Source organism: Candidatus Tisiphia endosymbiont of Hybos culiciformis, from assembly GCF_964030975.1.
In the GTDB taxonomy this organism is placed as follows: Bacteria; Pseudomonadota; Alphaproteobacteria; order Rickettsiales; family Rickettsiaceae; genus Tisiphia.
Genome location: NZ_CAXIQH010000001.1, coordinates 849102 through 864204, shown reverse-complemented (window position 1 = coordinate 864204; position 15103 = coordinate 849102). Strand labels below are relative to the sequence as shown.

Below are 15103 nucleotides of genomic sequence, written 5' to 3'. Positions count from 1 at the left end.
GAGATATATTACAAACTAGGTTAATTTATCTATAAAATATAAGGTAAAAAATTAATTCTAAATGACAATTATTACAAAACTACTAAGATTTTCTGTATTTTTTGTTATACTCTTGCAATTATTATCATGTACCCCTGGTGTTCCTTATGAGATTAAAAGCCCGTGTGTATCTATTGAATCAACAGATCCGTCTAATATTGGAAACCCATGTGTTCGTAGACCGGTGAATTTAACCGTCGATATCGCTTAAAGGTTGCTTTAATAGTGTACAAAATCAGTAAATCTTATGTCAGTAGATTTTATAATTATCTTATAGATTACATCTTACCAGCAAGATGTTTGTCTTGTGCTGAAATGACTGAGACTAAAGAGGATTTCTGCCAAGATTGTTGGAAGAAACTTGATTTTATTACAAAACCCTATTGTATTATTTGTGGTAGTAGATTAAATATATCAATTTTAGATAATATGTGTTGTGCAAAATGTTTCCAACATAAACCACATTATAACATATCACGTAGTTTAATAAAATTTAATGAGCATAGCAAGAAAATAATTCACGCTTTTAAATATCAAGACAAAACTATTCTTGCCAAAACCTTTAGTAAATTATTTTATAGACAATATCATAGCGAGGTTCAGGACATTGATTTGATCATTCCAGTTCCCATGAATAGGTTCAAAAGATTGTTTAGAATGTATAACCCTGCTTTGATTATGGCTCTAGAAATCAGCAAATTACTCAAAAAGCCGGTTAGTCCGGACGCATTAATTAAGTCAAGATGGACTAAATCCCAAACATTTTTATCTAAAAAAGAACGAGAAAAAAACTTATCAAATAGCCTTATATTCAATAAAAAATATCAAATTATAGGTCAAAAAATATTATTGGTGGATGATGTGTTGACCACTGGAACTACAATTAATAAATGTACTAAGATCTTAAAAGACTCCGGGGCTGAGCATGTTTATGTTATGACAATTGCCATGACATAACACACTCATTTCTATATAACTACCCATTAATGTTATAGGCTCTGTAAACAAAATTTAAATTACTAGACTCACCTTACGCATAACCCCACAGCTGTCGAAAGTTAGAAGAGGAAGAGGTTTTATGCAGGACAGTTTAAAAGTCGTATGTGGTCAACGTCATTGCAAGGAAGACCGTAGGTCGACGAAGCAATCATGTTTTGTGTCATCCTTGCTTAATATTAATGTCATCCCTGCGAAAGCAGGGATATAGATTCCCGCCGTTGCTAAGAATGACAACTTACAATTGCTTCGTCGACCTTATGGACTCCTCGCAATGACGTTTGTACCTATAACCCGTCATTGCGAGACCACGTAGTGGTCGTGGCAATCCATTTCTAATCATTTTTATGGATTGCTTCGTCGCCTAAAGTGGCTCCTCGCAATGACAGTTAGAGATCGGTTTTTTTCCTTAAATTGATACATTATGTCGAATTACACTTTCACTATAAAATAAAAAATGTAGGGTACTTATATCTTGAGAATGTGATATAAATAATTGTAAGAGGGTGACTTGTGGGGTACTTGATTGAGATAATCGAGCATAGAATAAGTACCCTCTTACAAAGTTTGCTTTGAACAAATTGCAGAAGGTGCTGGAAGCAGCAGCCTTGCACAATAAGATGAAGGAGATTATATCATGAGTAAAATAATAGGTCTAGATGTAAGTAAAAAATGGTTAGATATAGTGAAACCTATTGAATTAGGTGATACAAACTTTGTGTCATACCTGCGAAAGCAGGTATCTAGATTCCCGCCTACGCGGGAATGACAACTTACAATAGTTATGTTCTTTATCACCTAATCCTATAGGCATAACTATATATGTTTATATGAGTCTAACAATAAACCGATATATAATCGTTTTTCCAATGATAAGTTAGGGCATGAAGAACTGATAACACTAATAAAGAATGACGAGATTAAGCTAATAGTATGTGAGCCTACTGGAGGTTATGAAGCTGAGATTTGCCAAAAATTGTATAATAATAAACAACAGATACATAGGGTCAATACATATAGTTTTAATTCATTTAGTAAATCGGTGAATTTATGTAAAACTGATAAGAAGGATGCATTTAAATTAGCATATTATGGCGATAAAATGCAACTTTCAGCAAATTATGTATATCAAGTTGAATCCGAGACTTTGAAGAGGTATCAGCAAAGGCGGGAAGATTTAGTTCTAATACTGAGTAATGAAAAGAAGAGGCTACATCATAGTATTGATGGTATTGATAAAGAGAGTATAGAAAAGCTCATTAAATTTTTACAGAATGAAATAGCTGAGCTTGATAAAAAATTAAGTGAGGTATAGTTATGCTCATAGGATTAGGTGATAAAGACCATAACGATTGTAAGTTGTCATTCCCGCGAAGGCGGTAATCTAGATACCTGCTTTCGCAGGTATGACACAAAGTTTGTATCACCTAATTCAATAGGTTTCACTATAATAGATGAGTCAGAAGAGTTAAAAGAGAAGGTGAAAATATTAGAGACTGTACCTGGTATTGGTAAATGTTTGGCTACAAAACTAATTAGTTTTGTACCTGAATTGGGGGATAAAAATTATAGTAGTAACGAATTGTCAGCAATTGTGGGGATAGCTCCTTATGCCCGTGATAGTGGTAATAAGCAAGGACGAAGATTTATTAGAGGCGGTAGGAAAATACCACGGGATGCTTTATATATGGCTGTATTAACTGGCAAAAATGGTTTTCAATATTTAAAAACTTTATATGATAGACTTGCTAACAATTTTAAACCTAAGAAAGTTGCTATAGTTGCATGCATGCGTAAACTACTTGAAGTGTGCCATAAACTTATTCAACAAAAACGTTGTTTTGTTATTTAGATAAATATTTTTATTTTTTTTTGAAAATTTAGATAAAAGATAATTGCTGTTGACAAAATTTAAATTATTCTATTTTGACTCTTTATTAGCTGCAAATTATAAGATTTTTTTGAAATAGGAATAACTATTCCTGCAAAAATCTTATTAATTTTCGCTTAAAAATACTCAAAATATAAACAATTTAAATTTTGTCAACAGAACCTAGATTTGCTGAAAGTTTTAGTGAAAAAGAACTAGCCATACTGGGTGTTAATAGGAACAAATCCCCTTACTATAGTACTTTAACGCTAATTACCCGCAAACTAATATACGGAATAATTATGATCTGGTTAGCTATAGCTATAAGATTAATGTATTAGGCTAATTAATTTATGGATTAAGCTATTTTACTAGCATTGCTTTCTGCAAATTTCATTGTAGAGATGGTGGCCAGAGCTGGAATCGAACCAGCGACACAAGGATCTTCAATCCTTTGCTCTACCAACTGAGCTATCTGGCCGCACAACACCTATGGTGGTAGCTAAAGTAAGGTCAATGTTAATAGGTTCTGCGAATATTTCTTTCAACAAGCATATTTTGTCATTGTTTTCGTCTTTGAATTCGTAACAATCATTATTAAAGAGAAATGTTCACAGTAACCATAAAGAAACTTTGTCCTTATAATCTTTAAATATAGCCCCCTATTATTGTCCAGATTTCCTACTAGGCTCTTTTTTACTAGCTTCCTTATTAGTCTCATCTGTTATCTGTGACTGTGGTAACATTATTTTGACATCAGCTTTATTCTCGAGATCAGCAACATACTTTAATATAGCATCCCTACTAAGCTTATTGGTTATATTAGCGGTAGCTTCCTCCTTAGAAGGTATCTGTGCAGGTCTTTTATCAAGTACATTAATAATATGCCAACCAAACTGGGTTTTAACTGGAGAAGATATTTCATTTACTTTCATTGATAATGCTTTATTTTCAAATTCAGGCACTAACTGCCCAGAAGTGATATAGCCTATCTCTCCACCATTTCCCTTAGATCCTTCATCTTGCGAGAAATCTTTAGCAAGCTTGGTAAATTTTTCCCCTTTATTAAGCTTATTTTTTACAGTTATCGCTTCTTTTTCAGTGTTAAGCAAAATATGGCTTACTTTTACTTCTTCTTTTCCTTTTAAGCTAGCAACTAATTTATCGTACTCAGCATTAACCATTTTCTCATCAACATGAGATTTTACATAACGTTCCATCAATTCTTGCTGAACCATTTGGTTTTTCGTTATATTCAACTTAGCTTGAAATTCTTTCGAAGATTCAATATTAGAATTTTTAGCTTCCTGCTCAAGCAATTTTGTATCGATATAACCACGAACTAACATTTCCTGTATGTTCGCATTGAGATCAGAAAATTTCTTGCCTTTAGCACTTGGTTGGGTATCTAAAGAAGGTTGAAATTGTTGCATAACCTGCGATTCTTTTACTTCACCACCTTTATAGGTAGCAACAACTTTATCTTCGTCAGCGAAAGCACTGCTTGCAAGTAAGCTAGCAGATAAGAAAGCTATAGAGATTCTTTTCATTTGTTATCCATTTATATTTGTTATTATGGCTAGATTTTATAATGATAACCACCCGACGTCAACAGCTATTTACAAATTTGTTTGATAAATATTATAAAATACCATATTTTACAATATACTAATTTTTTATAAGGTGTCATTTTTTATAGAGGTGCCATTTTTACAAAGCTATTTACAGAATCTAGGATATAAATGTTTTCTTTACTTAAAAAATTATTCGGCACAGCAAACGATAGAAATATCAAAAAACTATTTTTAGAAATTGAAAAGATTAATTTGCTGGAACCTTCAATACAAAAGCTTTCTGATGATGAATTGAGAAATAAAACAGAGCAATTTAGACAAAGATTAAAAGATGGGGAATCATTAGATGACTTAACTTATGAAGCTTTTGCTGTCGTACGAGAAGCTGCAAAAAGAGTCTATGGAACGAGGCATTTTGATGTTCAGCTAATAGGTGGATTAATATTGCATCGTGGTATGATTACTGAAATGCGTACAGGAGAAGGGAAAACTTTAGTTGCCACATTACCTGCATATTTGAATGCTCTTACTGGTGAGGGAGTGCATGTTGTTACGGTAAATGATTATTTAGCAAAGCGTGATGCTGAATGGATGGGGAAAATCTATAATTTCTTAGGATTGTCTGTTGGTTGTATCGTTGCTAATATCAGTGACAAAGACAGACGTAATGCCTATAGAGCAGATATTACTCATGCAACTAATAACGAGCTTGGATTTGATTTTCTTAGAGATAACATGAAATATAGTGAAGATGCTAAGGTACTTCGTCCCTTTAAATTCGCTATTATTGACGAAGTTGACTCAATTTTAATTGATGAAGCAAGAACTCCACTAATTATATCAGGTCCAGTAGACGATCGCTCAGATTTATACACTAAAATTGATAAATTGATTCGTCAGTTTAAAGATGAAGATTACGAAAAAGATGAGAAATTACGAACAGTTAATCTTACTGAGGATGGTATAACTCATGTAGAATCAATGCTTGTGACCAATAGTCTTATTGAGAAAGGTTCAAGCCTTTATGATTTTGAGAATTTAAGTTTGGTTCATTATGTCAATCAATCATTAAGAGCACATATTCTCTTCAATCGTGATGTTGATTATTTAGTGCGTGATGGAAAGGTGATGATTATTGATGAATTTACTGGACGCGTTATGGAGGGTAGGCGATATTCTGAAGGGCTGCACCAAGCACTAGAAGCAAAAGAACATGTACAAATTCAAAATGAGAATCAAACTTTAGCTTCTATTACTTTCCAAAACTATTTTAGGAATTATCCCAAATTATCCGGCATGACTGGTACAGCAATGACCGAAGCTACAGAGTTAAAGGACATCTATAATCTTGATGTGTTGGCTGTTCCTACTCATAATCCAATCACTAGGGTTGATTATGATGATGAGATTTACGGCAATAAACATGATAAATATCAGGCTATTATAAAATTAATACAAGAATGTTATGATCGTGGTCAACCCGTTTTGGTTGGAACGGTTAGTATAGAAAAGTCTGAAGAAATTTCTAAATTACTTACCAAAAATAAAATAACTCATAATGTTTTAAATGCAAAATTTCATCAGCAGGAAGCATTTATTATAGCTCAGGCTGGACGATTTAAAGCTGTGACTATCGCCACAAATATGGCAGGTCGTGGTACCGATATTATGCTTGGTGGTAACCCGGAAATGCTAATAGAACAACTTTCTTTACAAAATCTACCTGAAGAACAGTATCAATTAGAAATGGTCAAAATAAAGGAACAAACATCCGAAGAGAAGCAATGTGTAATAGAAGCTGGAGGATTATTTGTTATAGGTACTGAAAGACACGAGAGTCGTAGAATAGATAACCAATTACGAGGAAGAGCTGGTAGACAAGGTGATCCAGGTAATACAAAATTTTTCTTGTCTCTAGAAGATGATCTTATGCGTATTTTTGCTTCAGATCGTATTTCTGGAGTCCTAAGAACGTTAGGTCTAAAAGATGGTGAAGCAATACATCACCCTATGATTAGCCGTTCGCTTGAAAAAGCTCAGCAGAAGGTTGAAGGACATAATTACGAGATACGTAAAAACTTATTACGTTTTGATGATGTTATGAACGATCAACGTAAGATATTTTATGAACAACGTACTGATATCATTGCGTCAAAATCTGTCCATGATTTTTTAGCTAGTATGACAAAAGAACTAGTGGAAAAAGTGGTATTAACTTTCATTCCCCCTGGTTCTTATAGGGAAGACTGGGATGTAAATGCTCTAACAGGAGAGTTGCAGCGTATTTTTGCTGTAAAACTAAATCAAGAATCTATAACAAACGCTAATGTTACCGAGATAGAGGTGATATCTAATGTTGTCCAAATGGTAAATGACCTATACCAGGCAAAAAATGAAGCCTATAGCGTTGACTTAATGAATGACGCAATTAAGTATATTCTACTAACAACTTTAGACCAAGTATGGAAAGATCATTTACATAATTTAGATCATTTGCGACAAGGTATATCACTAAGGGCTTATGCCCAAAAGGATCCACTTAACGAGTATAAAAGAGAGGCATTCAATTTATTTGAACAAATGCTTAATAATTTGAAGGAGCTATTTATCCAGAAAGTTTGTCATCTTCATATGGATACTAGCCACATTAAAAAAGAATCAATGTCTTTGGCAAATAAAACGCTGCAAAAGACAATGCGAGAAACTAGGGAAGACCCAGCTTTTAGTAAATATAATGCTGGGGTTAGTATTGAAACTCAGCTTAAACCCATTAAAACTCAAGTCAATCCACAGGATAGAATACAATCAGATCCATTAAGTTGGGGAAAGGTGGCTAGGAATGAGTTATGTCCTTGTGGTTCCGATAAGAAATATAAATATTGTCATGGAAGTAATGAGATGAAGTGATCTATTAGCGTTATTCTTATGCTAAGGAAAGGCACATCAAGGGAATTAATTATACATAACCCATGCAAAATAAATACATTATTACATTTTTCTGGCAACATATAAAACCATATAAATGGTTTTACTTGGTAATGCTACTTGCTCCTACTATAAGTAGTTTTTACCCATCTGCCAATTATTATGCGATTAAATTATTTCTTGATACAATAGCAGCCCAAGAAAATCTAACTTACAAGTTAGTTTTACTACCGATTATAATATTCATGTCTGCACAAGTGATTTTAGATTTGGTGTGGCGTGTCAGTAACATAGCTGAATGGAAGGCGGCACCTTATGTGCGGTGTTCTATATTGCTCCAATCATACGACTATGTTCAGCACCATTCTTATTCATTCTTCCAAGAAAATTTCACAGGAGCCATCAGCAGCAAAATCAAAGGCATTTTGGATGGATATGATAAATTCTGGGCGGAGATGCATCATGGATTACTGCAAAAGATTCTTAAATGCGGTGTAAATTTTTGTGCCCTTAGCCTTGTTAACACAAATCTTGGCATATTTGTACTAATATGGTGTAGTTTGTACGTACCAATTATGTATAAATTATCAACTAAATTAAACCAATTATCTTGCTTAGAATCTGAAAGTAAGCATTTTATAATTGGACAAATTGCAGATAAAATTACTAATATTATTTCGCTTTTTTCTTTTTCTTCTAGGGCAAGAGAATTAAAGGCACTAGATAATAATATATTAAATGATTTTATTCCCAAACAGGTAAAAACATACAAATATAACTTTAAAACTCAAATAATAGGTGCGTGCCTATATATTGTTTTGTTTGCTTTTATTCTCTTCTATATGTTGCATTTAAGAATACATGGCTCAATTTCTGTTGGAGATTTTGCTTTTGTCTTTGGTGTTGCCTTGGTTGTTGCAGAAGATATCTGGGATACAACAATTTCGTTGCAGGATTTTGCTAGATCAATGGGTGATCTAAAGAGTGCTTTGTCATTAGTCACTATCAACCAGCAGGATTTGGATAAACTTAATGCAAGTCCGCTAATAGTTGATAAAGCTATTATTGAATTTAAAAATGTAAATTTTGGTTATAGCAAAGAACTGATCTTTAAAAATCTAACTCTTTCTATTAGTCATGGTGAAAAGGTAGGAATAGTTGGTCATTCTGGTAGTGGTAAATCAACGATTGTTAATCTCTTGTTACGTTATTTTAAAGTTACAAATGGTCAAATTTTAATAGATGGGCAAAATATTGATGATGTTACTCAGGATTCATTACGACAAAACATCGCAGTAATTCCTCAAGACACTTTGTTATTTCATCGAACACTGATGGAAAATATCAGATATGGGAACCAAGATGCAACTGATGTGGAAGTAATTGAGGCAAGCAAAAAAGCACATATTCATGAATTTATTACAACACTGCCAGAAGAGTATAATACTTATGTTGGGGAGCGAGGTATCAAATTATCTGGTGGACAGCGGCAAAGAGTGGCAATAGCAAGAGCTATTCTGAAAGATGCCCCTATTCTTATCTTAGATGAAGCAACTTCTGCCCTTGATAGTCAAACTGAGCGTTTGATCCAAGATAGCCTTAACTTCCTAATTCAAGATAAAAGAAAGACTGTGCTTGCAATTGCCCACCGCTTATCCACTTTAAAGCATATGGATAGGATAATTGTGTTAGATAAAGGTGTAATGATTGAAGAAGGCACACATCATACATTAATTCGTAATAAACATAGCCTATATAAAAAATTATGGAAGTTACAGGAAATTTAGGTTATGGCAGGACACACGCTTCTGCTTTGAAAATTGGCTCCGTAAAACTTCGGGGCATTCGCGTACTCCACGTATGCTTTGTACGCTCCGATCGTTCACCCCTTGTTTTACGTTCCAATTCTTCAAATCATTTGAGTATACAGTTGGTGAGAATTCGCCCTACACAAAATGTAGCCAACATGGTAGAACCAAATCTTACGCATAAGGAGGTAACAAATTATGTGAAGCTAAGGGACGAGATGTATTGGGTTGTAACGCAAGTGAAGGATATAAGCTCCGAAATACTAAATATTGTATTGCTCTACTGGATTCACAGACCATGACACGATACAAGATGGAATTTATCTGACCCCTAGAGGAGTCTGTCCAGAAAAGTGTGTAAACTCCCTCTTTTGTTAGATTTTTATATATAACCTATTTCGAAATTTATACGCTTCTCTGAACAGAGTCCAATTACAAATTATGTATAGCAAGTGGATTAATATACCGCGTTAATTATTCCAATTGGTATTATTACTCAATAACTTTATTCAATTGTACATCATGAAAATTATGATAAAGATTTTCAATTTCCTGCTCATAAGCAATGAGTTCTGCTATAGTCCAATTAAAATGATCAAAAATATTATATGCGTTATTGATCTTAGTATCAATACCAACTGTATTAAGTCTGCCATTAGATAATAACTTTCTTAGCTTTGTTTCCTGTATTTTTTTATATTCATCATGGTTTGCTGTGCCAAATTCTGCGATATTATGCATCTTTCTAGTTCGTATTTGTATTTCTATGTTACGTTCATAGATATCAACTACAGCTATAACATGCAAAGAACGGTAGCCATTATTCTTAGGTTTATCAATATAGTTTTTAGACTTCTTAACATTAACAGAATAGAGATTGTAAATAATAGCCAATACTTTATAACAGTCTTCTTTTTTATCAACTATAACTCTAAAAGCAATTAGATCCGTTAATTCTTTCAAAGCGATAGTTTTTCTTAATATCTTCTTTAAAACAGAACAAGGATCTTTTAATCTGTAATGTATTTCAGCTGCTATATCATTTTTATAAAGTTTAGTACTAATTTCACCTATGATATTACGTAAATCGTTAGTATTTGTATATTGCATAATTATGCTCTACTATAAATGACAGTGAACTTGTTTAAAATATTCTTTTGTTTTACAATAATTTAAGTTGATAGTTTAATAGCTAAATTCATTTTAGCCAGAAAAAATATATTAAATTATTTTAATATATTAAAAAATATTAAGTATTATAAATTATTTCAATTGTTAAAAAGTATTAAGTATTATACGTAAGTAAAAAATACATGGGTATAATCCAGAGAATTGGCAGATTATGTTTTGTATTTAAAGTACAATTCTCTAATCTAAAGATCCTAAGACTTACAGGATGATAATAGTTTAAATAAATTATATATATTATGGAAAATAAGAATATCTTGTGTCCGCAAGAGATTTATGAGAAACATTTGTTAATAATTAACAATATAAAATTCACATCAAGGGAAATAGATGTAATAGCATGCATTATACATGGGAAAAACACAAAAGGAATAGCTAATTTTCTATCAAATGAGGACAAACAGATCGAGACGAGAACCATTGAAAGTCATATTTCTAATATCAAAAGGAAAATAGGAACAAATTCCCGAGAGGGGATTGTAAACTTTATAGAGGAATCTGATAAATATAAATTAGTGCAAAGTTATTATTTAAGCTTATTAATTCAACAAGAATTCAGAAAAATCTTGAAGGAAATTTTAATAATAACAAAGTCTGATAATATATCATTTTTTATTGTTTTACAAAACCTGAGAAATAATGACTCAGGAAACAATGATTTAAACTTGATGATCAATAAGATACGTAGTGATTTACAACTTATAGGCATAACAGTTTTTGTAGAACTGCGAGAGAATCTTGATGCTCCTATAGTTTTAGGAAAGCACAAGAACAAAGGTAGAAAGCAGTTAAGGCAATGTATAATCTATGTTTTAGCTGTAAATGAAGCTAATATAGCTAAACAACAGGAATGTAATAATTATGTTGTTATGTCTAATGATCAGGATATATCTAAAGTATTTTTCCTTATACCGCAGGAAGAACAATGTATAAAATTTTTACCTAAACAAAATAATTTTGAATATATTAATTTCTTTCCATCAAAACAATATCATTTTATTTCTTTAGAAATTATCACAAAAGTTTTTTCTAATGCGAATATAGACAATATGCTCCTTAAGTTTAGTGAAAGATATAATAATATTATATCTAATAATTCTGATTTAGTTTTTCCTAAATCTCATTTAACAGATAAAAATATTCAAGGTAAAGGCAAGAATATTTACTTACCAATATTTGGTGTATTGGTTTTGATTATTTGTAGTACTTATCTTTTAATATTTAGCCCAACTATAGACAAAACGGTTAAAAGTCAAGAAACAGAAGTGTCATGCCTTAAACCACAAGAGTCAATAATATTTCCTAAGAATTTGACCAGTTGGAATATACCAAGACAAGATAATGTTTTCATTGGTAGAGAAAAACTATTGAGTGATTTATATAATAAATTACATCAGAATCATACACCAGGAGCAATAAGTAATTTAGCAATTAATGCATGTGCTGGACTTGGGGGAATCGGTAAAACACAATTAGCCTTGCAATATATAAATCATACAGAATATCCTTATACACTTAAAGTTTGGTTTCTGGCAGAAAATATTGATCATCTATATAATAAATATATTGAATTTGCTAAGTTATTAGGATGCTCAGAAGTTATATATACAAAAGAAAACATTATTGCTTATGTTAAACAATGGTTAGTTAAAAATCCAGGATGGCTTTTAGTTTATGACAAAGTAAACAGTTATCGTGAAATTGAGCCATTTTTACCAGAATCTGGTGGATATGTAATTTTAACAACTCGCCAGCGTTATTGGCCAACAAAGTTTTCAGTATTACCTATTGATATCATGACAGAGGAGGAGGCTATCAAAACAATAAAGACTTTAATAGGACGAAATATAGCAGAAGAACAAAATGCTATAAAAAAATTAGTTGGAGTTTTAGGATATTTACCCTTAGCATTGGCACAAGCTGGAGCTTACATTAAGCAAAAACATATCACTATTCCAGAATATTTAGATCTTTACAAAAGGTATGAGACAGAATTACTAACGGACGATACTTTTTTAGAAGAGACAAATAACTATAACTACCCAGTGGCAATAACCTGGAACATTAGTTTAGAGGCAATTGTTAAAGATACTAAGATTAACAATGAACCACCTATAGCTATTGAGCTTTTAACAGTATGTGCTTATCTAGCACCAAATAAAATCTCTCGTAAACTATTGCTTACATGGTTACAAACAGCTTATCCTCATTTACCATCTCCACAATTAACGTTAAATAAGCATATTGCTCTATTGTGGCAATATTCAATGATCAATTATGATGATAATGATAATATTACTACACACCGCCTAGTACAAGCAGTTTTACGTCACCAGCTCAGTCAAGCATTAGACAGCAAAAATAATATTTATGCTACCTTAAATTTAAGATGGTTTGAACTATTATTACGGTTTTTTGTAGATAATGAACACGAATTTAGGCTAACTGATTCTTTTCAACAACTTATTAAAACTAGTCAGCAATTTAAAAGTAAATTTAAGGATCAATATAATGAAAATCTTGCTGCAATGGATTTAATGGTTTCTTTGCTTTATTTGGGACAAGAAAAATATGAAGAATTTATAAAGATACTTGATGATGTCAATAGATATTTAAAGAAAACTGACGGTTTAGAAATGTTAAAATGTAGAGTTCTATCTTTATATTCACTATATTTTTGTAAAATTGGTAATTATCACAAAGCCGAAGAAAAAATAAATAAAGCATTTTATCAGTATGATAAGATTAAAATAAATAAAGCATCAGAAGATAATGATATGAAAAATTTAAAGGCAGAATTATTGACCAATAAAGCTCAACTTATCTTAACTCAAAATCAAATAATAGATAAAGCCAATAGAAATAAGCTAGAAATAGAAACTGCCATTGAAGCAGTTCAAGAAGCAATAGGTCTATTTAATGAAACTCACAAAACCAGAGATTCTTTAGGAGCAACCATATTATATGGAACGCTACTTATCTTAACAGATCAAGTTGATAAAGTGATAATAGAGTTTAATAAATATAATGACTTAATTGAGAAAATAGCTGATGGTAGAATAAAAATGTCTTTTTATATAACTTATTCAGATGCTTATTTGAGTAAGAAAGATTTTAACAAAGCTTTAGAGTATTGTAATAAAGCTAAACAACAGGCAGAGAAATTACATCTTAACAACGAACTAAATAATATTAACAATCAAGAGAGAACTATTAAAGCCTTATTGCAATAAAATGAGCTATAGCTTCATTTTTAAAGAACCTAGGCTGTGAAGGTTTCTAATTGATCTATATTTTGAGCTATTTTTTAGTGAGAATAAATAGGATTTTTGAAGGAATAGTGTACCTATTTCAAGAAAATCATGTTTATTCGTAGCAAAAAAGAGCCAAAATCAGGTCACTTTAGAAACCTTCACAGCCTAGGAGACTGTCGGAGATGACTAATTAAGTATATTTTTTGTGTATTGCTTCGTTGTGCTTACAAACTCTTCACAATGATGGAGTAATACTAATCGGGTTAGCTATAACTTAGTTTTTTTTTAAGTTCAAGAATTAATAGTAGGAAAAAACTTTTTTTTATATTATAAATATTTTAAAAAATATTAGATCAAAGATGAAAATAAAATCAAATTTAAAATCAACAAGGAAAGGTGAAGAGGATGCTTACTCTTCTTTTGAACAAAGGGTAGATAAAGATAAAGAAAGTTATTATTTCCATCAGCCTTGTATAGAATTTCCTATTATTGATAAAAATAAGCAGGTAGTTGTTGATATAGTAGAGCAAATGCATGATGCTATGAAAGGTTGTGGTATAGGACTTGCTCATAATCAATATCCTAAAGCAGAAAATGCAACAAATCCTTATGCTATTTTTATTATAGAAGCTAGGGATGTTCCGTTTGAAGTTTTTATTAACCCAGTAATCGTTGGATATACTGAGGAAAAAGTAGGTTTTTATCATGGTTGTTTAAGTGCTCTAGGATATGAGAGTGCAAAGGTTGCTACCTACAAAGAAGTTTTAATCGCATTTTATGCCGAAGACCTTAAAACACTGCAAGTAAAAAAATTCGCTGATTTCGCATCGGTAATTTGCCAACATGAATTTAATCATTTGACTACTAAAGGTACTTATGTAGATACAATTTACAATCATGTTAATGGGAACCATGAACTAGCCAAGGATTTTTTCTCTACTGATGAGCAGATTAAGTCAGATAAACGTCGATACTCATTAGATACTGTAAGTGATGATATTCCTTGTTTAATTCCTTCAAATATTTTATCAAAATGCAAAAAATATTTAAATGAGAATAAGCTATATAATGATGCTGTCGATGATTATTTAATAAGTCATCCTGAAGATAAACCCCTATACGAACAGTTAAGTAACTTACCAGATACACAGTTACCATTATACGGAGAGGTAATACCTCACCATAGTGAAAGCTAAACTAAATAACCATACATACAATACAGGCGTCATTGCGAGGAAGACCATAGGTCGACGAAGCACAATCCATAAAAGTAACCAAAAATGGATTGCTTCGTCGGCTCACGCCTCCTCGCAATGACGCCTGTTATTTTCCCGCAACTTTTAAACTGCCATGATGACCTCTAAACCCGCTCTACCTTCTAACTTTCGACAGTTATGGTAATACCCTACATTTTTTATTTTGTAGTCCCCCCGTCAAAAATCTAAAGAT

At 31.9% G+C, this 15103-nt stretch carries 11 protein-coding genes and 1 tRNA gene; 8 read left to right on the top strand and 4 right to left on the bottom strand.

Translation table 11 applies throughout. From position 1 onward, the window contains the following. Window positions 1-70 precede the first annotated feature (70 nt). Both ACQH2P_RS04660 and ACQH2P_RS04655 read left to right on the top strand, forming a co-directional pair. On the top strand, window positions 71-250 hold the full coding sequence (locus ACQH2P_RS04660) for a DUF2706 domain-containing protein (RefSeq protein ID WP_425364105.1): 180 nt from the start codon (window positions 71-73) through the stop codon (window positions 248-250). Between the two features lie 14 nt (window positions 251-264). After that, entirely contained in the window at window positions 265-996 is a 732-nt protein-coding gene (locus ACQH2P_RS04655; protein WP_425363208.1) for a ComFC family protein, read from the top strand. A gap of 669 nt (window positions 997-1665) precedes the next feature. Here the strand turns inward: ACQH2P_RS04655 and ACQH2P_RS04650 are convergent. Beyond that, window positions 1666-1833 (bottom strand): hypothetical protein, encoded by a 168-nt coding sequence (locus ACQH2P_RS04650; protein WP_425362515.1) that lies wholly within the window; start codon window positions 1831-1833, stop codon window positions 1666-1668. Between the two features lie 22 nt (window positions 1834-1855). Here ACQH2P_RS04650 and ACQH2P_RS04645 point away from each other — a divergent pair, with 22 nt between their 5' ends. Then, a complete protein-coding gene (locus ACQH2P_RS04645; protein ID WP_425364104.1) occupies window positions 1856-2350 on the top strand; it encodes an IS110 family transposase in 495 nt (164 codons plus the stop codon). An 18-nt stretch (window positions 2351-2368) separates the two neighbouring features. Beyond that, window positions 2369-2887 (top strand): transposase, encoded by a 519-nt coding sequence (locus ACQH2P_RS04640; RefSeq protein WP_425363207.1) that lies wholly within the window; start codon window positions 2369-2371, stop codon window positions 2885-2887. Between the two features lie 423 nt (window positions 2888-3310). Here ACQH2P_RS04640 and ACQH2P_RS04635 read toward each other — a convergent pair. After that, window positions 3311-3386, bottom strand: a tRNA-Phe gene (locus ACQH2P_RS04635). A 184-nt stretch (window positions 3387-3570) separates the two neighbouring features. After that, a complete protein-coding gene (locus ACQH2P_RS04630; RefSeq protein WP_425363206.1) occupies window positions 3571-4455 on the bottom strand; it encodes a peptidylprolyl isomerase in 885 nt (294 codons plus the stop codon). A 192-nt stretch (window positions 4456-4647) separates the two neighbouring features. Here ACQH2P_RS04630 and secA point away from each other — a divergent pair, with 192 nt between their 5' ends. Continuing rightward, window positions 4648-7386 (top strand): preprotein translocase subunit SecA, encoded by a 2739-nt coding sequence (gene secA / locus ACQH2P_RS04625; RefSeq protein ID WP_425363205.1) that lies wholly within the window; start codon window positions 4648-4650, stop codon window positions 7384-7386. Between the two features lie 62 nt (window positions 7387-7448). Next, on the top strand, window positions 7449-9191 hold the full coding sequence (locus ACQH2P_RS04620) for an ABC transporter ATP-binding protein (RefSeq protein WP_425363204.1): 1743 nt from the start codon (window positions 7449-7451) through the stop codon (window positions 9189-9191). Window positions 9192-9704: 513 nt separating this feature from the next. On the opposite strand, the gene ACQH2P_RS04615 is transcribed toward ACQH2P_RS04620, so the two are convergent. After that, a complete protein-coding gene (locus ACQH2P_RS04615; protein WP_425363203.1) occupies window positions 9705-10322 on the bottom strand; it encodes a bifunctional (p)ppGpp synthetase/guanosine-3',5'-bis(diphosphate) 3'-pyrophosphohydrolase in 618 nt (205 codons plus the stop codon). Between the two features lie 317 nt (window positions 10323-10639). Here ACQH2P_RS04615 and ACQH2P_RS04610 point away from each other — a divergent pair, with 317 nt between their 5' ends. Further along, complete coding sequence (locus ACQH2P_RS04610) at window positions 10640-13633, top strand: DUF7779 domain-containing protein (protein WP_425363202.1); 2994 nt, start codon at window positions 10640-10642, stop codon at window positions 13631-13633. 380 nt (window positions 13634-14013) lie between these two features. Next, window positions 14014-14850: a peptide deformylase gene (locus ACQH2P_RS04605; RefSeq protein WP_425363201.1), complete on the top strand. Its 837-nt coding sequence runs from the start codon at window positions 14014-14016 to the stop codon at window positions 14848-14850. Window positions 14851-15103: the final 253 nt, after the last annotated feature.